Raw genomic sequence first — 22032 nt, 5'->3', positions numbered from 1 at the left:
ACGACATGCAAGACTTTACCCGCCGGACTCTGCTTCAAGGCGGAACGGCACTGGCTGCGACCGGCATGCTGACCGGGCCGGCACTGTTCGATTTCGCCAAGGCCTGGGCGCAGAGCGCGCCCTGGAAGGCGGAGCCTGGCGCCAAGCTGACCGTGATGCGGTGGAAGCGCTTCGTGCCGGCTGAGGACGATGCGTTCAACGCGATGGTCGCGGCGTTCAAGGCTGCCACCGGCACCGAGATGAACGTGTTCAGCGAATCCTTCGAGGACGTGCAGCCGAAGGCTTCGGTTGCGGCCAATACCGGCTCCGGGCTCGATCTCGCCTGGGGCCTGCACACGCTGCCGCAGCTGTTCCCCACCAAAGTGCTGAAGATGAACGACGTCGCCGATTATCTCGGCAAGAAATACGGCGGCTGGACCGATGCGGCCGCCAAGACCTGCAAGCAGGGCAACGACTGGCTCGGTATTCCCGTCGCCACCAACGGCGGTTACATGACGTACCGCAAGTCGGCGCTCGACAAGGCGGGGTTCAAGGAATTCCCGAAGGACTTCCCCAGCTTCCTCGAGATGTGCAAGGCGCTGAAGGCGAACAACACGCCGGCCGGCTTCGCTCTCGGGCACGCCTCGGGCGACGGCAATTCGTGGCTGCACTGGGTGCTGTGGGGCCACGGCGCCTACACGGTCGACCAGAACGACAAGATCATCATCAATTCGCCGGAGACGGCAAAGGCGCTTGAATATTGCAAGTCGCTGTACGATGCCTTCATCCCGGGCACCGCGTCCTGGAACGATTCCTCCAACAACAAGGCGTTCCTCGCCGGCGAGCTCTATTGCACGGCGAACGGCATCTCGATCTACGTCGCCGCCAAGACCGATGCGAGCAAGAAGGAGCTCGCCGAGGACACCTATCACGCGCTCTGGCCGGTCGGACCGGTCGGCAAGCCGACCGAGCTGCAGCTTGCGCTGCCGATCCTCGCCTTCAATTTCACCAAATATCCGAATGCGGCGAAGGCCTTCGTCGCCTTCATGCTGGAGAAGGAGAATTACGAGAAGTGGCTGGACGGCGCGCAGGGCTATCTCACGCAGACCTTGAACGCTTATGAGTCGGCGCCGATCTGGACGGCGGATCCCAAGAATGCCGTGTTCTCGCAGGCGTCCAAGCGCACTTTGCCGGCGGCCGGTATCGGTTCGGTCGGCGAAAAGGCGGCGACGGCCATCGCCGACTTCATCGTCGTCGACATGTTCGCCAACTACTGCACCGGCACCAAGGATGCGAAGGGCGCGATGGCGGAAGCCGAGCGCCAGCTGAAGCGCATCTACCGCTGAGCGTCACGGGGCGGGCGGCCATTCGGCCGCCCGCTCGTCAACATTTCGATCAGGGATATCGGGCATGGCTGATGTCGCAATTCCCCGGGCCAAGCCTCAGATGAGCGAGGACAGCGCCTGGACCCAGCTCAAACACAATCGCAACTGGCTCGGCTTCTGGTTCATGGTGCCGGCCATGGCCTTCCTGATCTTTTTCCTGGCTTATCCGCTGGGCCTAGGCATCTGGTTGTCCTTCACCGACACCCGCATCGGCAGGGTCGGGCATTTCGTCGCCACCGAGAACTATGAGTGGCTGTGGGACGATTCCATCTTTTGGCTGTCGGTGTTCAACACGCTGCTCTACACCTTCGTCGCCAGCGCCCTCAAATTCGCGATCGGGCTTTATCTCGCGTTGCTGCTGAACGAGAACATGCCGTTCAAGGCGATGCTGCGCGCGATGGTCCTGATCCCCTTCATCGTGCCGACGGTGCTCTCGGCGCTGGCGTTCTGGTGGATCTTCGATTCGCAATTCTCCATCATCTCCTGGTCGCTGAGGCATCTCGGCCTGATCGACCAGAACATCAACTTCCTCGGCGACACGACCTGGGCACGCATTTGCGTGATATTCGCCAATATCTGGCGCGGCGTGCCGTTCGTCGCGATCACGCTGCTGGCCGGCCTGCAGACGGTGTCGCCCTCGCTCTATGAAGCCGCAACGCTCGACGGCGCCACGCGCTGGCAGAATTTCCGCTTCATCACCTATCCGCTGCTGACGCCGATCATCGCCGTCGTGATGACCTTCTCGGTGCTGTTCACCTTCACCGACTTCCAGCTGATCTGGGCGATGACGCGCGGCGGACCGGTTAACGCCACCCATCTGATGGCGACGCTGTCCTACCAGCGCGCGATCATCGCCGGGCAGCTGGGCGAGGGCGCCGCGATCTCGAGCGCCATGATCCCGTTCCTGCTCGCCGCAATCATGGTCTCGTGGTTCGGCCTCCAGCGCAGGAAATGGCAGCAGGGAGAGAACAATGACTGATCTGCCCACCAGGTCCGTTGATCTCAAGGCCGTGCTATCGGGATCCTCTCCGACGGTGGCGAAGGACGATCACAGCGAGGGCATGAGCTATCTGCAGTCGGTGCCGCGCCGGATGGTGACGCTGTACCTGCCGCTCGCGATCATCGTCATCGTTCTGCTGTTCCCGTTCTACTGGATGGCGCTGACCTCGGTGAAGCCGGACGAGCAATTGCTCGATCTCGACAGGTACAACCCGTTCTGGACCTGGAATCCGACCTTCAAGCATTTCCACAAGCTGCTGTTCGAGAGCTACTACCCGTACTGGCTCTGGAACACGATGTACGTGGCCGTCTGCGCGACGGTGCTCTCGATCATCGCGTCGGTGCTGGCTGCCTACGCCATCGTGCGCTTGCGCTACAAGGGCGCCAATCTCGTCGGCGGGCTGATCTTCCTCGCTTATCTGGTGCCGCCGTCGATCCTGTTCATCCCGCTCGCCACCGTCGTGTTCCAGTACGGGCTGTTCGACTCGCCGCTGGCGTTGATCCTGACCTATCCGACCATCCTGATCCCGTTCTCGACCTGGCTGCTGATGGGCTATTTCAAGACCATCCCGTTCGAGCTCGAGGAATGCGCGCTGATCGACGGTGCGAGCCGCTGGCAGATCCTGGTCAAGATCGTTCTGCCGCTCGCAATCCCCGGCCTGATCTCGGCCTTCATCTTCTGCTTCACGCTGTGCTGGAACGAGTTCATCTACGCGTTGACCTTCCTGCAGTCGACCAGCAACAAGACGGTGCCGGTCGCGATCGTCAACGAGTTCGTGGACGGTGACATCTACCGCTGGGGTTCGCTGATGGCCGGAGCCTTGGCCGGCTCGCTGCCGCTCGTCATCCTTTACGCCTTCTTCGTGGAGCATTATGTGTCCGCGATGACCGGCGCCGTGAAGGAATAATCGCGGGGTCTGCCACGGAGCGCGCCGGAGGCTGCGCGCTCCGGCCAATAACCAAGGAGTTAAGCTCTTGCACGTTCTGGTTCTGGGCGCCGCCGGCATGGTCGGCCGCAAATTGTGTGAACGGCTGTTGCGTGACGGCCGGCTCGGCAAGAGCGACATCACCAAGCTCACCATGCATGACGTGGTCGAGCCGAAGAAGCCCGAGAAGGCTGGTTTCCCCGTCGAGACGGTGTCGGGCGATTTCGCCGTGCCGGGCGCTGCCGAAAAGCTGATCGCCGGCCGCCCGGACGTGATCTTCCATCTCGCCGCGATCGTCTCGGGCGAGGCCGAGCTCGATTTCGACAAGGGTTACCGCATCAATCTCGATGGCACGCGAATGCTGCTCGATGCCATTCGGTTGGTCGGTGGCGGCTACAAGCCGCGCGTGGTGTTCACGTCCTCGATCGCGGTGTTCGGCGCGCCGTTCCCGGATGCGATCGGCGACGAGTTCTTCCACACCCCGCTGCTCAGCTACGGCGCTCAGAAGGCGATCGGCGAATTGCTGCTGGCCGACTATTCGCGCCGCGGCTTCCTCGACGGCATCGGCATCCGGCTGCCGACCATCTGCATCCGGCCCGGCCTGCCCAACAAGGCGGCATCCGGCTTCTTCTCCAATATCCTGCGCGAGCCGCTGGCCGGCAAGGAAGCGGTGCTCCCGGTTTCCGAGGATGTCCGCCACTGGCACGCCACGCCGCGCTCGGCGGTCGGATTCCTGCTGCACGCCGGCACCATGGATCTCGCCGCGGTGGGCCCGCGCCGCAATTTGACCATGCCGGGCCTGTCGGCGACGGTCGGCGAGCAGATCGCTGCCCTGAAGCGGGTTGCGGGCGAGAAGGTCGCCGCGCGCATCAAGCGCGAGCCCGATCCCTTCATCGTCGGCATCGTCGGCGGCTGGCCGCGCAATTTCAATGCGAAGCGGTCGCTCGAGCTCGGCTTCACCACTGCCGAGAAGACCTTCGACGACATCATCCGCATTCACATCGAAGACGAGCTCGGCGGCAACTTCGTCGCATGATCTCCGACTGAGCGGGCCCTGGTGATGGCGAGCGTTGCTTGCATCGGCGAATGCATGGTCGAGCTCAGGCAGGCGCAAGGCGGCGCGTCTGCCGGGCAAGGGCAGGGCGGCGGGCTGTATTCGCGCGGCTTCGGCGGTGACACCCTCAACACCGCCGTCTATCTGGCGCGGCTCGAGGTCAAGGTCGATTATTTCACCGCGCTCGGCGATGACGGCCTCAGCGACGAGATGATCGCGGCCTGGAACGCGGAGAATGTCGGCACAAGGCGCGTCGCGCGGCTGGCCGGCAAGCTGCCCGGCCTCTACATGATCCAGCTGGATGCGAAGGGCGAGCGCCAGTTCTTTCACTGGCGCGACAGCGCGGCGGCGCGGCAGCTGATGAGCCTGCCAGAGACCGATGAGCTCCTCAACTCGCTGATGAGCTACGACATCGTCTATCTCTCCGCGATCACGCTCTCGATCTACGATGCGCCCGGCCGCGAGCGCCTGTTCGCGGCAATCAAGCGCGCACGCCTGCTCGGCACCCGCTTCGTGTTCGACACCAATTTTCGCGCGCGGGGGTGGCCGGACCGCGACGTCGCGCGCGAGGTATTTGCGGCTGCTTTCACCGCCGCCGACATCGTGCTGACCTCCACCGAAGATCTGCTCGCGCTCTATCCCGGCGAGAGCAACGATCAGCTGATGGCACGTATCCCGACGCCCGAGCTGGTGTTCCGTCTCGCCGAGCCCGTGAGCCTGCTGCGCTTCCCCGGCGGAACGAGCGAGGTCCGTGCCGAACCCATGACCAGCCCCGTCGTCGACACCACGGCGGCCGGAGACAGCTTTGCCGCGGCCTATATCGCGGCCCGGCTCGCCGGTTCCGATCCGGTCGAGGCCGCCCAGGCCGGGCATCGCCTCGCCAGCCTCGTGATCTGCTATTCCGGCGCCATTATTCCGGGCTATGCCATGCCGCCGAAGAAACGACACCGGCCGGCGACCTCCCGCCAGGCGACCAAGTAGAAGCGACCAAGTAAAGATCGAGACCTATGACCACGACTGCCCAACAGAACCATCTCGCCGCGCTGTTCAAGGCAGCGACCGTCATTCCCGTGCTCACCATCGAGCGCATCCAGGATGCCGTGCCGTTGGCGCGCGCGCTGGTCGCCGGCGGCGTCCGCACGCTGGAGGTGACCATGCGCACCCCGGTTGCGATCGAGGCGGCGCGGGCGATGATGGCCGAAGTGCCGGAGGCGGTCGTCGGCATCGGCACGATCCTCAATCCCACCGACTTCACCCGTGTCGAGAAGCTCGGCGTCGCCTTCGGCATCAGCCCGGGCCTGACCCCCGATCTCCTGAAGGCCGCAGCCCACAGCTCGCTGCCGTTCGCGCCGGGCATCGCCACGGCGTCCGAACTGATGCTGGCGCTTTCGCACGGCCTCGACGTTGCAAAATTCTTCCCGGCCGAGCAAGCCGGCGGCATCAAGGGCCTGCGTTCGCTCGCCGGCCCGTTCCCGAACGTGCGGTTCTGCCCGACGGGCGGCATCGGTGAGGCCAATGCGGCGAGCTGGCTCGCCGAGCCCAACGTGGTCGCAGTCGGCGGTTCCTGGCTGTGCCCGACGGCCGAGATCAAGGCCGGGAACTGGGCCGGCATAACTGCCATCTGCCAGCGCACGCTCAAGGCCCTGAAACCCGCGTGAAGTCTTGCCATCCCTGCGCTAAGACTTAGCTCAGGAAGAGAGACCCCAGGGAGACATGACCATGACCGCCAGCATCGTCGGATGGGCGCATACGCCGTTCGGCAAGTTCGACACCGAAACCGTCGAAAGCCTCGTCACCCGCGTCGCCAATGAGGCGATGGCCGATGCCGGCATTTCGGCCGGCGATGTCGACGAGATCGTGCTCGGCCATTTCAACGCGGGCTTCTCGCCGCAGGATTTTACCGCCTCGTTGGTGCTCCAGGCCGACCCGAAGCTGCGCTTCAAGCCGGCGACCCGGGTCGAGAACGCCTGCGCCACCGGTTCTGCCGCCGTGCACCAGGGCCTGCGCGCGATTGCCGCAGGCGCCGCCAAGATTGTCCTGGTCGTCGGCGTCGAGCAGATGACGCGCACCCCGGGGCCCGAGATCGGCAAGAACCTGCTGAAGGCATCCTACCTGCCCGAGGACGGTGACACCGTCGGCGGCTTTGCCGGCGTGTTCGGCAAGATCGCCAGCTCCTACTTCCAGAAATACGGCGACCAGTCCGACGCGCTGGCGCTGATCGCGGCCAAGAACCACAAGAACGGCGTCGCCAATCCCTTCGCCCAGATGCGCAAGGATTTCGGCTTCGACTTCTGCCGCGCCGAGAGCGAGAAGAATCCCTACGTCGCCGGCCCCCTGAAGCGCACCGACTGCTCGCTGGTCTCCGACGGCGCCGCCGCGCTGGTGCTGGCCGACGCCGAGACCGCCAAGGGCATGGCCAAGTCGATCGGCTTCCGCGCCACCGCGCACGCCCAGGACTTCCTGCCCATGAGCAAGCGCGACATCCTCCAGTTCGAGGGCTGCACCGTCGCCTGGCAGCGCGCGCTGGAAAAGGCGGGGGTCACGCTGTCCGATCTCTCCTTCGTCGAGACCCATGACTGCTTCACCGTGGCCGAGCTGATCGAATACGAAGCGATGGGCCTGACGCCGCGGGGGCAGGGCGCCCGCGCCATCAAGGAAGGCTGGACGCTGAAGGACGGCAAGCTGCCGGTCAATCCGTCCGGCGGCCTCAAGGCCAAGGGCCATCCGATCGGCGCCACCGGCGTCTCCATGCACGTGATGACCGCGATGCAGCTCGCAGGCCAGGCGCCCGAGGGCATGCAGCTCAAGAACGCCAAGCTCGGCGGCATCTTCAACATGGGCGGCGCCGCTGTCGCCAACTACGTCTCGGTGCTGGAGCCGCTGAAGTAGGCTCTCGTAGGGTGGGCAAAGGCGCGAAGGCGCCGTGCCCATCATCTTCCTTGCGTTAGATCATGGTGGGCCCGCTTCGCCTGGCCCACCCTATGGCTCCTGATTGATTGGCGGAAGAGCATCATGAGCACTGACTACGAAGACTCGCTGTCGATGGACGCACTCAACGGTCGAATTGCGATCCTCGAGGACAATATAAGGCAGCTCATCGAGCAGGCCGCGGCCGCTTCAGGCGAGCAGAACGAGTCGCGCATCGCCGACCGGATCAACCAGCAGAACGAAGAGCTCGACCGGCTCCTCAAGATCCGCGAATCCCGCCAGAAGAAATAGCCGCCGATATCACCGCGCGGCGCATGCGGCCATACGCCGGCCGCCCTTGTGCGCGCGGCTTTGCTGCCTTTAGCTGGACCGAAATCGCGGGGCCGCGCCTGGCCCCCGCGCAATCGGGAGCGAATGATGGGGCCGCTGAAGGGCATCAAGGTCATCGACATGACCACCGTGCTGATGGGGCCTTATGCGACCCAGATGCTCGGCGATTACGGCGCCGACGTCATCAAGGTGGAATCGCTCGATGGCGACGTCACCCGCCTGATCGGCCCGATGCGCCACGCCGGCATGGGCCCGGTGTTCCTCAACACCAACCGCAGCAAGCGCTCGATCTGCCTCGATCTGAAAAAGCCGGCGGGCCGCGAGGCCGTGTTGCGACTGCTGAAGGACGCCGACGTTCTCGTCTACAACGTCCGCCCGCAGGCGATGGCGCGGCTTCAGCTCGGCTACGACGTCGTCTCGAAAATCAACCCGCGCCTCGTCTATGCCGGCGTGTTCGGCTTTGGCCAGGATGGCCCGTATGCCGCAAAGCCCGCCTATGACGATCTGATCCAGGGCGCCACCGCGCTGCCGGCGCTGATGGCGCAGACCGGGGACGGCGTGCCGCGCTATGTGCCGAACGCGCTGGTCGACCGTATCGTCGGCCTTACCGCCGTCGGCGCGATCTGCGCCAGTCTCGTGCATCGCGACCGCACCGGACGCGGCCAGCGGGTCGATATCCCGATGTTCGAGACCATGGCCGGCTTCGTCATGGGCGATCACATGGGCGGTCTCACCTATGAGCCGCCGCTCGACAAGGGCGGCTATGCCCGCCACCTCTCGCGCGACCGCAGGCCCTACAAGACCTCGGACGGCTATCTCAGCGTCATCGTCTACAACGACAAGCAGTGGGACAATTTCTTCAAGGCGACCGCGCGCGACGACCTCCGCGCCGATCCCAGATTTGCGACCTTCGCCGGCCGTGCCGCCAATATCGATGTGGTCTATGCCGAGCTCGCGCGCATCTTCGAGACGCGCACGACCGCCGAATGGATCGAGCTGCTGACCAAGGCCGATGTCCCCGTGATGCCGATGCACGACCTCGCCTCGATCCTGCACGACGAGCATCTGGCGGCGACGAATTTCTTCCCCGTCGTGACCCATCCGACCGAGGGCCCGATCCGCAGCATGAAGGTGACGGCGACCTGGTCGGAGACGGAGGCCGAGCCGGTGCGGCTGGCCCCGCGGCTCAACGAGCACGGCGCGGAGATTCTTCGCGAGATCGGATACTCCGCCGACGAGATCGCCGCCATGGTCCGCGACGGCATCACGCGCTCGCCGCCGGAGTAGGGGAGGCACCATGAGCTTCATCACCGGCGTCGGCCTCACATCCTTCGGCAAACATGAAGGTTCATCCTCGCTCGACCTGATGAGCCAGGCGGCACAAGCCGCGCTCGACGATGCCGGGCTGACGCGTGCGGACATCGACGGCATCCTCTGCGGCTATTCCACCGTCTCGCCGCACATCATGCTGGCGACCGTGTTCGCCGAGCACTTTGGCATCCGCCCCGCTTACGCCCACGCCGTGCAGGTCGGCGGCGCCACGGGGCTGGCGATGACGATGCTGGCGCATCACCTCGTCACCTCGGGCGTCGCGCGCAACGTGCTCGTCGTCGCCGGCGAGAACCGGCTCACCGGGCAGAGCCGTGATGCCTCGATCCAGGCGCTGGCGCAGGTCGGCCATCCCGACTACGAGGTGCCGCTGGGGCCGACCATTCCCGCCTATTACGGCCTCGTCGCCAGCAGGTACATGCACGAATATGGCGTGACCGAAGAGGATCTCGCCGAATTCGCGGTGCTGATGCGCGCCCACGCCTGCACCCATCCCGGTGCGCAATTCCACGACCCCATTACCGTCGCCGACGTCATGGCCTCGAAGCCGGTGGCGATGCCGCTCAAGCTGCTCGACTGCTGTCCGGTCTCCGACGGCGGCGCTGCCTTCGTGATCAGCCGCGAGCGGACCGGCGAGGCGGGCGTGCGCATCCGCGGCTGCGCGCAGGCGCATACCCATCAGCATGTCACGGCCGCGCCCGCGCTCAGTGAACTCGGCGCCGAGATCTCCATCGCCCGCGCCAAGAAGGCCACGAGCCTTGCGATCTCCGACGTGCGCTACGCCGCGATCTACGACAGTTTTACCATCACACTCGCGATGCTGCTGGAAGACCTCGGTCTTGCCGGCCGCGGTGAGGCCGCAGCCCGCGTGCGATCAGGCCATTTCAGCCGCGACGGCGCGATGCCGCTGAACACACATGGCGGCCTGCTCAGTTACGGCCATTGCGGCGTCGGCGGCGCCATGGCGCATCTGGTCGAGGCGCATTTGCAGATGACGGGGCGGGCGGCGAGCCGCCAGGTGCGCGACGCCTCGATTGCGTTGCTGCATGGCGACGGCGGCGTGCTGTCATCGCATGTGAGCATGTTCCTGGAGCGAGTGCGATGAGTGGGCGTCTGGCAGACTGGACCAAGGGCGAAGCGGCCATCACCTACCAGACCTGCAACTCATGCGGGCATGTGCAGTATTTCCACCGCGCCTTCTGCGCGGCTTGTGGCGAATCGGATCCGCACGAGCAGCGCGCCAGCGGCAAGGGCAGGGTCTACGCCACCTCGCTGGTCTGCCGCGCCGCGACGCCCGAGACGCGCGCGCACGTGCCCTACAACATCTTGCTGGTCGATTGCGCCGAGGGCTTTCGCATGATGGCGCATGGCGACAACGGACTCGCGATCGGCGATTCGGTCGTCGGGAGCTTCAAACCGTTCGCCGGGGAGCTCGTGCCGTTCTTCACGAAGGAAACGTAACGGGATTCGTCATTCGGGGGCGGTCATGGACCGAGCCTGGAACGGGTATTCTGGGCCTGGCCTGTGCGAGGGGCCACCCCGGAATGACGAAAACTCTAGAACTCCAACTAACGCCCGTAGAACAAGATGCTGGCGATGACGAGCATCGCCGTCACCGCCAGCATATGCGCGAGCGCTCCCGAGGCCGCCCCCTTGGTGGCTTCCTTCATGCCTTTTTCTCCCTAGACTTGGGCGTGACTCATCGTTGTGCGGCTAGCGCACCCGATGGCCAATTGTTTTACTCGGAACACCCCATTTGCGAGTACTCACCGCGATTTGTCCCCACGCGGCGAATATCGACTGTGTCAGGGTCAATCAGCAATGCGGCGGCAATTTGACTCGATAATGTTGCTCCTGCGTCCTCGCGCGAATAGAGTCTTTGGGAACTTGCGCGGACGACGACAAAAAGCATCAAAAAATCAGGGAAAACTTCAGGAAAATCATGGCCCGCATCAGCTACAGCGACCCGTCCAAGGCATCCGACCGCACCCGCGAAATTCTCGACAAGAACCGCAACGCCAACATCTTCCGCATGATGGCGCACTCGCCCAGCTATTTCGAGCAGTACTGCCGCTTGGGGGGCGCCATCCGTCACAAGGGCGAGCTCGATCCGGTCGTGCGCGAGCTTGCGATCACCCGCACCGGAATCTTGTGCGAGGCGCCGTACGAGATCGTCGCGCACAAGCGGATCGGCAAGAATGTCGGCGTCACCGACGCGCAGAACGAGGCGCTCGAAAACTGGCAGGCGGCGACGTGCTTCAACGAGGTGCAGCGCGCCGCGCTCGCCTTCACCGACGAGATCGTGAAGCTCAGGAAGCCGACGGATGCGACCTTCAAGGCGATCGCAGCGAAGCTGACGCCGGCCGCGCTGGTCGAGCTCCAGCTCTCGGTCGGCTTCTACATCATGACTTCGAAATTCCTGGAGACGTTCGAGATCGATCTCCAGCCCGTCACCGAAGTGGTGGGCTGATCGAAGCACCGCGGCGAGGGATGCCAATGACGATCGATGAATATGCGGCCTGGGCTGCGAGCGTTGCGAAAGTCGATGAACATCCGTCCAACGAGCGGCTGTCCTATCTCGGTCTCGGCCTCGCGGGCGAGGCCGGCGAGGTGGCCGAGCACATCAAGAAGCTGCTGCGCGATGACTGGCTCGACAAGGCGGGCCTCGTCGATGAGCTCGGCGACGTCATCTACTACTGGGCCTGCCTCTGCGCGACGACCGGCCAGAAACCGTCCGAGCTGCTCGACAAGAGTGCAGCGAAGATCAAGCGGCGGCTGAGCGAGGCGGCGAGCCGGTAGGCTCGCTCACGTCGACGTCAAAATATCCACCTTCGCGTTCGCCACGATCAGGCGATCGGCGAGGAGCTGGGCGAGATTGCGCATGATGCGCTCGCTGGCGTGCGGGTGCTGCTGGCGGAAGCGTTCGAATTCCTGCAGCGGAGCCTCATAGGCGGTCGCCGCCATGTCGGCGAAGACGTCGGCCGAGCGCGTGGACTCCAGCAGCGCCATCTCGCCGAACGCCATGCCCGCGGTCAGCGTCGCGAGCCGCACGCCGTCGGGCAGCGTGACGTGCACGGCGCCGCTGCGCAGGAAGAACAGGGAATCGGCGCGATCGCCGGTGGTGAGAATCTTGGCGCCGGACTGATAGGTGCGGATGGTGCAGATCGAGGCGAGATCCGCCAGCTCGTCCTCGCCGAGGCCCTCGAGCAGCGGCTGCTCGGCAAGCTCGGTGGTCTCATGAAAGTCGATCGAGCCGCCGTAGCGGTAGACGATCTGGTCTTCGGCCCATTCGATCGCGGTGTCGAGCAGGTAGAAGTCGCGGACGTTCTTCAGCTCGGCCGTCCATTCCCGCAACGTGTCCCACTCCCTGGATGCGCGCCTGACGCCCGACAGCACCACCGTGACATTCAGTGCGGCGAGCTCCGCGAACGCTTCGGCGACAAGCCGCGCGCCGGCGCGCGTGGTGGAGGTGACGCGGTGCAGATCGAAGATCACGAATTGGGGGCGGGGCCGGGCAGCGAGCCGCCGGGAGACGTAGTCGACCGCGGACAGCGACAGCGTGCCGACCAGCTCGATGATCCGCACTTCCTGCTCATGCGCGGCGAGAATCTCGCGCTCCTGCGGCCGGCGCACGCGGCGCGACGGGCTCTTGCCGATATCGTAGTCGGCGATGACGGCGTTGCGCGCATCGTCGCTGCGGTTGAGCATGTGCAGATCGTAATGCGAAGACAGCGCCTCGCAGACCTTGATGCCGCGCACGCTGTTGCCATGCTTGTCGAGCTTCGGCGAATAGCTGCCGAGCCCGAGGCGGGCGGGGAGGGCGGCGAGGATGCCGCCTCCGACGCCGCTCTTGGCGGGAATGCCGATCCGGTAGATCCATTCGCCGGCATAGTCGTACATGCCCGAGGACGTCATCACCGACAGCGTGCGGGAGATGGCGTAAGGCGTCAGCACCTGCTCGCCCGTGACCGGATTGACGCCGCGATTGGCAAGGGTCGCCGCCATCACCGCGATGTCGCGCGCGGTGACCAGCACCGCGCATTGCCGGAAATAGACGTCGAGCACGGCTGCAACGTTGTCGGAGATCACCGCGTTGGTCTTGAGCAGATAACCGATCGCGCGGTTGCGGTCGCCGGTCTGGCTCTCCGAGCCGTAGACGGCCTCGTCGACGGCGAGATCGCGGCCCGCGAAGCGGCTCAGCGCGAGCCGAATCTGCTCGAAGGCATCTGCGCCCTTGCTGTCGTAAATCAGCCCGGTGCAGGCGATCGCGCCGGCATTGACCATCGGGTTGAACGGGTGGTTCTCGGAATTAAGCCGGATCGAGTTGAAGGGATCGCCCGACGGTTCGACGCCGATCGCGCTCTCGACCCGGCCTGCGCCCAGAAGGTCCAGCGCCAGCGCGAACACGAACGGTTTTGACATCGACTGGATGGTGAAGGGCACCCTGGAGTCGCCGACCTCGTAGACGTGGCCATCCAGTGTCGCGAGGCTGATGCCAAAATAGGCAGGATCAGCCTTGCTCAGCTCGGGAATGTAGTCGGCGACGCTGCCCGAGGTTTCGGCGGAGAATTCGTTGAGGCAATTGTCCAGAAACCGCAGCAAGGGCGGCTTCGAGCGGGTCCAGGCGGCGGCGAGAGGCGAGAGCGGGGTCATCGCCTCTCTTGTGCAACGCAATCAGGGCACGCGCAACCCGTTCGGAACCACGGTCTGCCGCCGGACCAGCAGCAGGGCGAGCAAAGCCGTGGGCACAAGGATGGCAAGGCCCAGCAGCGTCACCTGCATCTGCGACAGCGGCATGATCCCGCCGCCCGGTGTCGCCACCACGAAGCCGCCGATCACCAGAAGCACGCGGATCGGCCATTCCAGCGCGCCGGCGCGGCGGAGGTCACCGACAAAGGGCTGATAGCCCTGGATGCCGCCGCAGATGAACAGCGTGCCGAACGCCGCAAGTCCCATCAGGCCGAGACCGGCGAGATACGGGCTCGGCCCTTGCAGCACCAGCGCCGGATTGAGCACGAAGAAGAACGGGATGAAATAGATGATGCTGCCGACCCACATCGATTCCCAGCCCGTCTTCATCGCCGGCGAGCCGGCAATGCCTGCGGCTGCGAAGGACGCGATCGCGACCGGCGGGGTGATCGAGGACAGCATGCCCCAATAGAAGATGAACATGTGCACGGCCATCTTGTTCAGCCCGAGCTTCTCCAGCGCTGGCGCGACCAGGATGGCGAGGAAGATGTAGCAGGCCGTCGTCGTCAGCCCGAGGCCGAGGATGAGGCTGGTGAGCGCACACATGCCGAGCAGCAGGAAGGGATTGTCGCCGGCAATATGCAGGAGGTCGTTGGCGAGGCTCGACACCACGCCTGTCATCGAGAACGCGCCGATCAGGAGACCGCAGCCGGCGAGGATGCCGACCAGCTCGACGAAGGTGCGGCCGTTGACCTCCAGGAATTTGCCGATCGTCGCAAAGGTCCAGCGCGTGTCCTTGGAGAAGAACTGGTTGAGCACCAGCAGCAGCGCGGTCGCGTAGAACGGCGCATGGCTTTCGCGCTTGAAGTAGAGCAGCATCACGATCAGCAGGGCGATGACGAAGACGTAGTACCAGCCGTCCTTGATCGTATCCATGATCCGCGGTAGCTCGGCGCGCGGAATCCCCTTCAGCCCGTGGCGCGCGGCGTAGGAGTCGACCTGCATGAACAGGCCGACATAATAGAGCGCGGCCGGGATGATGGCGGCGACCGCGACCTCGGCGTAGCTGACATTGAGGAACTGCGCGATCACGAAGGCGGTCGCGCCCATCACCGGCGGCGCCAGCACCGCACCGGTCGAGGCGCAGGCCTCGATCGCGCCGGCATAGGAGGCGCGAAAGCCGCTCTTCTTCATCACGGGAATGGTCATGGTGCCGGCGGTCAGCACGTTGGAGATAATCGAGCCCGACATCATGCCGAGCAGGCCGCTGGCGAAGATGCAGACCTTGGCCGCGCCGCCGCGGAAGGTGCCGCACAGCGCGAAGGCAAGGTTGATGAAGAATTTTCCGGCGCCGGTCATCATCAGCGCGGTGCCGAACACGAGGAAGCCGATCACGGTGTCGGCGAAGGCCTGGATCGGAATGCCGAGCAGGCTCTCGCCCGACAGCACGTGATAGGCGGTCGCCTGCTCCAGCGTCGATTGCGTGCCGCGGAACGGGCCGAGCCAGCTGGATTCGGCAAATAGCGGATAGACCGTGAAGGGGAGCACGCTCAACAGCAGGCTCCAGCCGCCGGTGCGCCGCAACGCCTCCATCAGCATCGCCCACATCACGAGCCCCGCCGCGATCACGTTGTTCGGCGCGCCGCCGAACTCCCAGCCGGCCTCCGCCGCCTTGCGCACGTTCGACATCAGCAGCAGCGCTGCGGCGAAAGTCGCGACGAACAAGACGAGGTCGTACCAGGGGATCCGGTCGAGCGGCGCGCGCTCGGTGCCGGGAAAGATCAGGAAGGTGAAGGGCAGCATCAACGCGATCAGGAGATAGAAATACTCCGTGTTGAGCTGGGTGTAGCCGATGAAGAAGCGCAGCGAGAACTGCTGGTTGATGCAGAGCAGGATCGTTGCCGCGGTCGCTGCGACCAGCGTCCAGCGCCAGGCGCCGCGCAAGGTGCGCACGCGCGTGACTTCGGCCTCCTGCATGTTGCCGGCCGCGCCATGGGGGTCGTCGAACACGATCCGCTTGGTCTCGTCTTGCGGGGCAGTGGAGGTAAAAAAAGAAGACATCGTCGACCCCGCGCGTGGGCTGGTAACTAACTAAGCGAATGGCCGTTGGTTGAATCGATCAAGCCGCGGGCTCCTCAACCTCTCCCGCTTGCGGGAGAGGTCGGCGCGCAGCGCCGGGTGAGGGCTGTCTCCTCTGGGGGAATCCCACTGCGGAGATACCCTCTCCCCAACCCTCTCCCGCAAGCGGGAGAGGGAGCGCACTTCTCGCGCGGCGGCCATCAAGCCCAACAACATCGTGCTCTAATCCTCGAACCCGTTCGGCATGTCGGCTTTCGCAAGCGCTGTTGCGCGCGCCTTCATCCAGCCATCGAGGAACGCCTTGTCGTCCGACGGCGGGTTGGACTTGCCGTAATCGGCCCACGCGACTGCCAGCACCTCCTGCCGCTTGATCAGCTTGTTGTTGTGCGCCTCCTGCGCGTCGCTCCACTGTCCGGCTTCCTTCAGTGCCTTCACCGAGCCGGGATGCACCGGCACCACCCAGTTCTTGGTCTGGCGGTCGGCCGCGAGGCCGCCGGCACCGGGCGCCGAATCCTTGTAAGCGTCGTAGTTCGTGATCATCGCCTTGGTGATCGCATAGACCTGGTCGGCCGGCTGCGAGGCATAGGCGACGAAGATCGGGTAGGGGTAGTTGCCGAGCTCGACCGGCTTGTCCGGCGAGATGCCGGCCCCGCAGGTCGCCACTTGTGGGAAGAAGAACGATCCGACCTTCTGCATTCGCGCCCAGCCTTCCTTGTCCTTGGCAGGCAGCGGCGGCCAGATCAGGCCGCGCGGCGAGGTCTCGGCTTCCTTGGCGGGGCCGGTGATGGTGGTGCCGAATGCGGCATCGACGTCGTTGTTGATCAGCCCTTTCCACATCGCGCCGTAGCTTGCGAATTCGACGGCCTTGATGTCTTTTTGCGTCAGCCCGGCGAAAGCGAGCACGGCGAGCGAGTTCTGGTTCAGCGCGGGTGAGCCGACCACGAAGCCGACACGCTTGCCCTTGAGGTCCTTCAGCTCCTTCACGCCGGTGTCGGCGGCGACGCCGAGCGATCCGCAATTGCAGTCGACGCTCGAAAGCAGGATCTGAAGCGGCTGCGGACCCCATTCCTTCGCGCCGAACTCGAACATGCCTTCCTGCGCGAAGTAGGTGCCGGATCCCATCGCCGAGGATGCCGCGCGCTTGGCGCGCAGCGGCGCGAGACGGGCAACGTCGTTGCCTGCGGGCAGCACGCGCACGTCGGTGCCGTATTTGTCCTTCATCATCTTGCCGACGCCGACCGCGATGTTGAAGCCGGCGGTTCCGGTGTCATAGGCGGTGAACGTCAACGTCGCCGGCAGCTTGATGTCTTCGGCGAACGAATAGCGTGTAGACGCAAAAGAGATGCCCGCCACCAAGGCAGGCGCGAGCACGAGCAGCCCACGAAGCATGTTTCCCTCCAATGATCTTTCGCGTTTGCCGCGAAGATTTTCGTTCTTTGTTTGAAACAGAGTTTTGTTTGCGACGGATCATGTCACCCGCGTCAGGCGATGGCAACGCCGTACCGCGCATGCGGGAACGAGACTGACAGATTGCCGCGGAAGCGACGGATAACGCCGTCAGCACGCGACAATCGCGACCGCCTGTCCCTCCGCAACGACGTCGTCGAGCTTGACGAGAAGCGATGTGATCGTGCCGCTTGCAGGCGAGAGCACCGGTATTTCCATCTTCATGGCTTCGACGATTACAATTTCATCGCCATCCGCAATGGTTCCTCCAACTTGCACGGGAGTTGCGCAGACGCGCCCGGCGACCTCCGTGACGATCTTAATTTCTGGCATGCCATCCCTTTTTGTTGTCGTCGCAAAATGCCTGAGGTAGCGTCGTCTGCAAGTGGAATTTAATTCCGCAGAGCGGAACAACGGTAGGGAACACATGGGACGACGATCGGAGCGGTTGAGTAGGCAAGGCGTGCTCGCTGGCGATGCCGGTGAGGGTGATGTCATCCAGGTGGTCTCGCGCGCGTTCGACGTGTTGCGATGCTTCGAGGGCCACGAGGCAAGGCTCGGCAATCTCGAGATTTCAAATCGCTGCGGCCTGCCGCGCTCGACGGTGTCGCGGCTCACGCATACGCTGACGCGGATGGGCCAGCTCGTCTATCTGCCGCGCGATCAGAAATATCGCATCGGCCCGAGCGCGGTTGCGATGAGCGCTTCGATGATGAAGGGCGCGCAGCTGCGCAGCATGATCCGCCAGCGGCTCCAGGAAGTCGCCGAGCAGCTGCCGGGCACGGTGGGGTTCGTCGTGCCCGACCGCTTTCATCTGGTCTATCTCCAGTTCGCACGCTCACCCTCTGCGCTGGGCCTGCATGAGGGCACCGGCAGTCGCATCTCGATGGCCTCGACCGCCGCGGGCGCGGCCTACACCGCAGCGCTCGCGCCGGAGATCGGCGATGCCTTCATCGCGGACTTCGAACGGGAGGCGCCCGAGGCCGCGAAGATCCTGAAGCCCCGCATCGAGGCCAACCGGCAGATGTTGCGAGAGCGCGGCTATGTCGTGGCCTGCGGCTTGTGGAGCCCGCACATCAACGGCCTCGCGGTGCCGATCTGGTCGCCGCAGTACCAGACCTTCGTGGTCATCACGATCGGCCTGCTCTCGGCGATGTATGACGAGCAGCGTCTGCATGACGAAGTCGCGCCGCTGATGCTTACGCTCGGTCGCTCGCTCGGCAGCCTGATGGAAGGCTCCGAGGGCGATGCCTTCGCCAACCGTATCTCACGTAAACCGGTCGCAATGGCCGTGCATAACAATAACAAGCCGATCCATTCGGAGGGAGTGAATGAACTGGAAGCCGGAACTCGACGAGCTCGCCCGGCGCGAAGCCTTCGCGCGGGAGATGGGCGGCGTTGACAAGGTCAAGCGACAGCATGACCAGGGCCGGCTGACTGTTCGGGAGCGTATCGACAAGCTGATCGACAAAGGCAGCTTTCACGAGATCGGTGCCGTCTCCGGCATCGGCGAGTACGATTCCAGCGGCGATTTGAAAAAGCTCACGCCGGCGAATTGCGTGTTCGGCCGTGCGCGCGTCGACGGCCGCACCGTGGTCGTGGTCGGCGATGATTTCACGGTGCGCGGCGGTTCGGCTGATGCGTCGATCTCGGCAAAGCCGTTGATGGCGGAGGAGATGGCGCACGATTTCCGTCTGCCCATCGTCCGCATCATCGAGGGCTCCGGCGGCGGCGGCTCGGTCAAGACCATCGAGACCAAGGGCGCGGCGAATCTGCCTGGAGGCATCGGCGGCACGCGCTGGTATCGGTTCACGACGGAGAATTTGTCGCGCGTGCCGGTGGTCGCACTCGGCCTCGGCTCGGTCGCAGGCCTTGGCGCCGCGCGGCTTGCCGCCAGCCACTATTCCATCATGACCCGGAAGTCCGCGATGTTCGTCGCGGGGCCGCCGGTGGTGAAGGCGCTCGGGCAGGACCTCTCGAAGGACGAGCTCGGCGGCGCCGACATCCAGACCCGCGCCGGCGCGGTCGATCATGCCGTCGACACGGAAGAAGAGGCCTTTGCCTGCGCGCGGCGTTTCCTGTCTTATCTGCCGTCGTCGGTCTACGAGCTGCCGCCGACCTTGCCCTGCACCGACAATCCGGAGCGGAGCGAAGAGGCGCTGATGAATGCGGTGCCGCGCAACCGCAAGCAGGTCTACAAGATGCGCCCCATTATCGAGTCCGTCGTGGACAAGGGCTCGTTCTTTGAGATCGGCAAGAATTTCGGCAAGCCTGTCATCGTCGGCCTTGCGCGGCTGGAGGGCAGGGCGGTGCTGCTGCTTGCCAGCGACAGCTTTCACTATGGCGGCTCCTGGACGGCGGATGCCTGCCAGAAGGTGGTGCGCTGGGTCGACTTCGCCGAGACCTTCCATCTGCCGGTCGTCTATCTCATGGATTGCCCGGGCTTCATGATCGGTCTCGATGCCGAGAAGGCGGCCACGATCCGCCATGGCGTTCGCGCCATGGCTGCGGTGAACCAGACCACCGTGCCCTGGTGTACCGTGATCCTGCGCAACGCGTTTGGTGTTGCGGGTGTCGTGCATCAGCCGGCCGACCGCTTCTCGATCCGCTACGCTTGGCCGTCGGCCTATTGGGGCTCGCTGCCGCTCGAAGGCGGCATCGAGGCCGCCTATCGCGCCGACATCGACGCGGCCGAGGACAAGGCGGAGAAGCTGAAGGAGATCGAGGCGCGCCTCAACAAGCTGCGCTCTCCGTTCCGCTCGGCCGAAAAGTTCTGGGTCGAGGAGATCATCGATCCCCGGAAGACGAGGTCGCTGCTGTGCGAGTTCGCGCGCCTCGCCGAGCCGCTGCGAAAGCCGGGGCCGCCGGAGAACTTTTCGATCAGGCCTTGATATTGGCCATCGCTGCCGCGCGACAATCTTGTCGCGGCTGCGATGGCGTGACCTCAAAACAATTACGCGCTACGTTCCCCGAACAAGAACAAGAGGACGCGCCAATCGTGTATGACTTCATTATCGTGGGCGGCGGCTCGGCGGGGTCCGTGCTGGCCCACCGGCTCTCCGCGAAGAGTGCCAACAAGGTCCTGCTGTGCGAAGCCGGCCAGGACACGCCGCCCGGTAACGAGCCGGCCGAGATCAGGGACAGCTATCCGGGCACGGCCTATTTCGATCCGCGCTTCCACTGGACCGAGCTCAAGGTCACGACGCAGGTCGTCAGCCACAACAACCCACACGTGGGCCGGCCTCCCTTGCGCAAATACGAGCAGGCGCGCGTGCTCGGTGGCGGCTCGTCGATCAACGGCCAGATGGCCAACCGCGGCGCCCCCACCGATTACGACGAATGGGACGCGCGCGGCGCCGAAGGGTGGACCTGGAACGACGTGCTGCCCTTCTTCAAGAAAGTCGAGCGCGACCTTGATTTCGACGGACCGTACCATGGCAAGGATGGCCGGATCCCGGTCCGCCGCATCCCCAGGGAGCACTGGACGCGGCATTCGCAGGCCTTCGCCGATGCTTTCCAGCAGGCCGGCCACCGATTCCTGCCGGACCAGAACGGCGAGTTCGTCGACGGCTTCTTCCCGGTGACGCATTCGAACCAGGCCGAACAACGCGTCTCCGCCGCGATGGGCTATCTCGATCGCGACACCCGCCAGCGCGCCAATCTCACCATCTCCACCAACATGCAAGTGCGCGAGCTGCTGTTCGAGGGCACGCGCTGCGTCGGCGTCAAAGCGATGGTTGACGGACGCGAGCAGGAATTCCGCGGACGCGAGATCATTCTGTCCAGCGGCGCCATCCATTCGCCGGCGCATCTGTTGCGCGCCGGGATCGGGCCGGTCGGCCACCTCAAGGATCTCGGCATTCCTGTGCTGATGGGACTGCCGGGCGTCGGCCAGCGCCTGATGGATCATCCCTCGATCTCGCTGTCGTCCTTTGTCCGCCGCGGCGCGCGCATGAACGAGCACACCAGGCGCCACATGCAGCTGGGCCTGCGCTATTCCTCCGATCTCGCAGGCGTGCCGAAGGGCGACATGTTCGTCGTCCTGCTCTCCAAGTCGGCCTGGCATGCGGTCGGCGAGCAGATCGGCTCGCTGCTGACCTTCGTCAACAAGACCTATTCCGAGACCGGACAGGTCAAGCTCGCCTCGCGCGATCCGTCGGCAGAGCCGATCGTCGAGTTCAACCTGTTGTCCGACCGGCGCGATCTCGATCGCCTGATGAGCGGCTTCCGCAAGATGGCGGCGGTGCAGATGAGCGACGTGGTCAAGGCGGTGACGGACAAGCCGTTCCCGGCCGCCTATACGGACAAGGTCCGCAAGATCGGCGTGGTCAACACCAAGAACAGGATATTGACCAAGATCGCCGCGACGCTGATGGATGGGCCGGCGGCGCTGCGCCACTACATGATCGACAATTTCGTGGTCGAAGGTTTCACCTTCGATCAAGTGATGAACGACGACGAGGCGCTGGAGGCTTTCGTGCGTAAGGCGACGATCGGCGTGTGGCACGCCTCCTGCTCATGCCGCATGGGCCGCGCCGACGATCCGATGGCGGTGGTCGACAATCAGGGCCGCGTCAAGGGCATCCAGGGCCTGCGCGTCGTCGACGCCTCGATCTTTCCGGTGGTGCCATGCGCCAACACCAACTTTCCCGTGTTGATGTCGGCGGAGAAGATCGCAGCAGCGATGATGCAGTGAATAGCGGCGTCGCGCCGATCAGGGGCAGCGCAGTGACGAGGAGAGCTTGCCGCAAAATCCACGACGAATACGAACCGGACTTGATTGCATGCGGTGCGTTGGACCCGCCGAGCGTTCATTCGTTCTCTGCGAGTTAATCATTTCGGGCGCTATTTGTAGGCTATGATGATTGCAGACAGTTCGCGCAGATGC

20 protein-coding genes are annotated in these 22032 nt (G+C 64.6%); 16 read left to right on the top strand and 4 right to left on the bottom strand.

Annotated features, from left to right (window positions below; all coding sequences use genetic code 11):
• The first annotated feature begins 5 nt into the window (after positions 1–5).
• The 13 genes from GGD65_RS27805 (at position 6) to GGD65_RS27745 (ending at position 11729) form a co-directional block, all read left to right on the top strand.
• On the top strand, positions 6–1325 hold the full coding sequence (locus tag GGD65_RS27805; protein ID WP_018319833.1) for an ABC transporter substrate-binding protein: 1320 nt from the start codon (positions 6–8) through the stop codon (positions 1323–1325).
• Positions 1326–1425: 100 nt separating this feature from the next.
• Positions 1426–2343, top strand: coding sequence for an ABC transporter permease subunit (locus GGD65_RS27800; RefSeq protein ID WP_018319834.1), 918 nt, complete (start codon positions 1426–1428; stop codon positions 2341–2343).
• Positions 2336–3271, top strand: a complete 936-nt coding sequence (locus GGD65_RS27795) for a carbohydrate ABC transporter permease (RefSeq protein ID WP_018319835.1) — start codon at positions 2336–2338, stop codon at positions 3269–3271. The genes GGD65_RS27800 and GGD65_RS27795 overlap by 8 nt, the downstream gene beginning before the upstream one ends.
• A gap of 67 nt (positions 3272–3338) precedes the next feature.
• On the top strand, positions 3339–4325 hold the full coding sequence (denD, locus tag GGD65_RS27790) for a D-erythronate dehydrogenase (protein WP_018319836.1): 987 nt from the start codon (positions 3339–3341) through the stop codon (positions 4323–4325).
• A gap of 24 nt (positions 4326–4349) precedes the next feature.
• Positions 4350–5324 carry a sugar kinase gene (locus tag GGD65_RS27785; protein WP_183237259.1) on the top strand — a complete coding sequence of 325 codons (975 nt, stop codon included), beginning with the start codon at positions 4350–4352 and terminating at the stop codon, positions 5322–5324.
• A gap of 26 nt (positions 5325–5350) precedes the next feature.
• Entirely contained in the window at positions 5351–6001 is a 651-nt protein-coding gene (gene eda, locus GGD65_RS27780; protein WP_018319838.1) for a bifunctional 4-hydroxy-2-oxoglutarate aldolase/2-dehydro-3-deoxy-phosphogluconate aldolase, read from the top strand.
• 61 nt (positions 6002–6062) lie between these two features.
• The gene (locus tag GGD65_RS27775) at positions 6063–7232 is read left to right on the top strand and encodes an acetyl-CoA acetyltransferase (RefSeq protein ID WP_026202261.1); all 1170 of its coding nucleotides are present in this window, start codon (positions 6063–6065) and stop codon (positions 7230–7232) included.
• Between the two features lie 123 nt (positions 7233–7355).
• A complete protein-coding gene (locus GGD65_RS27770) occupies positions 7356–7562 on the top strand; it encodes a hypothetical protein (RefSeq protein ID WP_018319840.1) in 207 nt (68 codons plus the stop codon).
• A gap of 126 nt (positions 7563–7688) precedes the next feature.
• Positions 7689–8888 (top strand): CaiB/BaiF CoA-transferase family protein, encoded by a 1200-nt coding sequence (locus GGD65_RS27765; RefSeq protein WP_183237258.1) that lies wholly within the window; start codon positions 7689–7691, stop codon positions 8886–8888.
• A 10-nt stretch (positions 8889–8898) separates the two neighbouring features.
• Positions 8899–10035 (top strand): thiolase family protein, encoded by a 1137-nt coding sequence (locus tag GGD65_RS27760; RefSeq protein WP_183237257.1) that lies wholly within the window; start codon positions 8899–8901, stop codon positions 10033–10035.
• Positions 10032–10391, top strand: coding sequence for a Zn-ribbon domain-containing OB-fold protein (locus GGD65_RS27755; protein WP_183237256.1), 360 nt, complete (start codon positions 10032–10034; stop codon positions 10389–10391). Before GGD65_RS27760 ends, GGD65_RS27755 begins: the two co-directional genes overlap by 4 nt.
• Positions 10392–10872: 481 nt before the next feature.
• The gene (locus GGD65_RS27750; protein ID WP_018319845.1) at positions 10873–11400 is read left to right on the top strand and encodes a carboxymuconolactone decarboxylase family protein; all 528 of its coding nucleotides are present in this window, start codon (positions 10873–10875) and stop codon (positions 11398–11400) included.
• 26 nt (positions 11401–11426) lie between these two features.
• Entirely contained in the window at positions 11427–11729 is a 303-nt protein-coding gene (locus GGD65_RS27745) for a nucleoside triphosphate pyrophosphohydrolase family protein (protein WP_179730823.1), read from the top strand.
• 6 nt (positions 11730–11735) lie between these two features.
• Here GGD65_RS27745 and glsA read toward each other — a convergent pair whose 3' ends face one another.
• From glsA to GGD65_RS27725, 4 genes are all read right to left on the bottom strand, one after another.
• Positions 11736–13583 (bottom strand): glutaminase A, encoded by a 1848-nt coding sequence (gene glsA / locus GGD65_RS27740; RefSeq protein ID WP_183237255.1) that lies wholly within the window; start codon positions 13581–13583, stop codon positions 11736–11738.
• Between the two features lie 21 nt (positions 13584–13604).
• Complete coding sequence (locus tag GGD65_RS27735; RefSeq protein WP_183237254.1) at positions 13605–15680, bottom strand: TRAP transporter permease; 2076 nt, start codon at positions 15678–15680, stop codon at positions 13605–13607.
• Between the two features lie 240 nt (positions 15681–15920).
• The gene (locus GGD65_RS27730) at positions 15921–17087 is read right to left on the bottom strand and encodes a TAXI family TRAP transporter solute-binding subunit (protein WP_183237253.1); all 1167 of its coding nucleotides are present in this window, start codon (positions 17085–17087) and stop codon (positions 15921–15923) included.
• Positions 17088–17255: 168 nt separating this feature from the next.
• Complete coding sequence (locus GGD65_RS27725) at positions 17256–17477, bottom strand: acetyl-CoA carboxylase biotin carboxyl carrier protein subunit (RefSeq protein WP_091954359.1); 222 nt, start codon at positions 17475–17477, stop codon at positions 17256–17258.
• 94 nt (positions 17478–17571) lie between these two features.
• Between GGD65_RS27725 and GGD65_RS27720 the strand changes: the two genes are divergently transcribed.
• From GGD65_RS27720 to GGD65_RS27710, 3 genes are all read left to right on the top strand, one after another.
• Positions 17572–18546: an IclR family transcriptional regulator gene (locus GGD65_RS27720; protein WP_183237252.1), complete on the top strand. Its 975-nt coding sequence runs from the start codon at positions 17572–17574 to the stop codon at positions 18544–18546.
• Positions 18476–20035: an acyl-CoA carboxylase subunit beta gene (locus tag GGD65_RS27715; RefSeq protein WP_183237251.1), complete on the top strand. Its 1560-nt coding sequence runs from the start codon at positions 18476–18478 to the stop codon at positions 20033–20035. The genes GGD65_RS27720 and GGD65_RS27715 overlap by 71 nt, the downstream gene beginning before the upstream one ends.
• 107 nt (positions 20036–20142) lie before the next feature.
• The gene (locus GGD65_RS27710) at positions 20143–21840 is read left to right on the top strand and encodes a GMC oxidoreductase (protein WP_183237250.1); all 1698 of its coding nucleotides are present in this window, start codon (positions 20143–20145) and stop codon (positions 21838–21840) included.
• Positions 21841–22032 lie beyond the last annotated feature (192 nt).

It is taken from the genome of Bradyrhizobium sp. CIR18 (assembly GCF_014198295.1).
Lineage (GTDB): Bacteria > Pseudomonadota > Alphaproteobacteria > Rhizobiales > Xanthobacteraceae > Bradyrhizobium.
This window is presented reverse-complemented; position numbering and strand designations above follow the sequence as displayed.

Coding starts and splice junctions, on each gene's coding strand:
- GGD65_RS27715 (WP_183237251.1), top strand. CDS start 18,476: ATGAACTGGAAGCCGGAACTCGACGAGCTCGCCCGGCGCGAAGCCTTC.
- GGD65_RS27765 (WP_183237258.1), top strand. CDS start 7,689: ATGGGGCCGCTGAAGGGCATCAAGGTCATCGACATGACCACCGTGCTG.
- GGD65_RS27750 (WP_018319845.1), top strand. CDS start 10,873: ATGGCCCGCATCAGCTACAGCGACCCGTCCAAGGCATCCGACCGCACC.
- GGD65_RS27760 (WP_183237257.1), top strand. CDS start 8,899: ATGAGCTTCATCACCGGCGTCGGCCTCACATCCTTCGGCAAACATGAA.
- GGD65_RS27745 (WP_179730823.1), top strand. CDS start 11,427: ATGACGATCGATGAATATGCGGCCTGGGCTGCGAGCGTTGCGAAAGTC.
- GGD65_RS27795 (WP_018319835.1), top strand. CDS start 2,336: ATGACTGATCTGCCCACCAGGTCCGTTGATCTCAAGGCCGTGCTATCG.
- GGD65_RS27725 (WP_091954359.1), bottom strand. CDS start 17,477: ATGCCAGAAATTAAGATCGTCACGGAGGTCGCCGGGCGCGTCTGCGCA.
- GGD65_RS27805 (WP_018319833.1), top strand. CDS start 6: ATGCAAGACTTTACCCGCCGGACTCTGCTTCAAGGCGGAACGGCACTG.
- eda (WP_018319838.1), top strand. CDS start 5,351: ATGACCACGACTGCCCAACAGAACCATCTCGCCGCGCTGTTCAAGGCA.
- GGD65_RS27735 (WP_183237254.1), bottom strand. CDS start 15,680: ATGTCTTCTTTTTTTACCTCCACTGCCCCGCAAGACGAGACCAAGCGG.
- GGD65_RS27755 (WP_183237256.1), top strand. CDS start 10,032: ATGAGTGGGCGTCTGGCAGACTGGACCAAGGGCGAAGCGGCCATCACC.
- glsA (WP_183237255.1), bottom strand. CDS start 13,583: ATGACCCCGCTCTCGCCTCTCGCCGCCGCCTGGACCCGCTCGAAGCCG.
- GGD65_RS27730 (WP_183237253.1), bottom strand. CDS start 17,087: ATGCTTCGTGGGCTGCTCGTGCTCGCGCCTGCCTTGGTGGCGGGCATC.
- GGD65_RS27800 (WP_018319834.1), top strand. CDS start 1,426: ATGAGCGAGGACAGCGCCTGGACCCAGCTCAAACACAATCGCAACTGG.
- GGD65_RS27720 (WP_183237252.1), top strand. CDS start 17,572: ATGGGACGACGATCGGAGCGGTTGAGTAGGCAAGGCGTGCTCGCTGGC.
- GGD65_RS27775 (WP_026202261.1), top strand. CDS start 6,063: ATGACCGCCAGCATCGTCGGATGGGCGCATACGCCGTTCGGCAAGTTC.
- GGD65_RS27770 (WP_018319840.1), top strand. CDS start 7,356: ATGAGCACTGACTACGAAGACTCGCTGTCGATGGACGCACTCAACGGT.
- GGD65_RS27785 (WP_183237259.1), top strand. CDS start 4,350: ATGGCGAGCGTTGCTTGCATCGGCGAATGCATGGTCGAGCTCAGGCAG.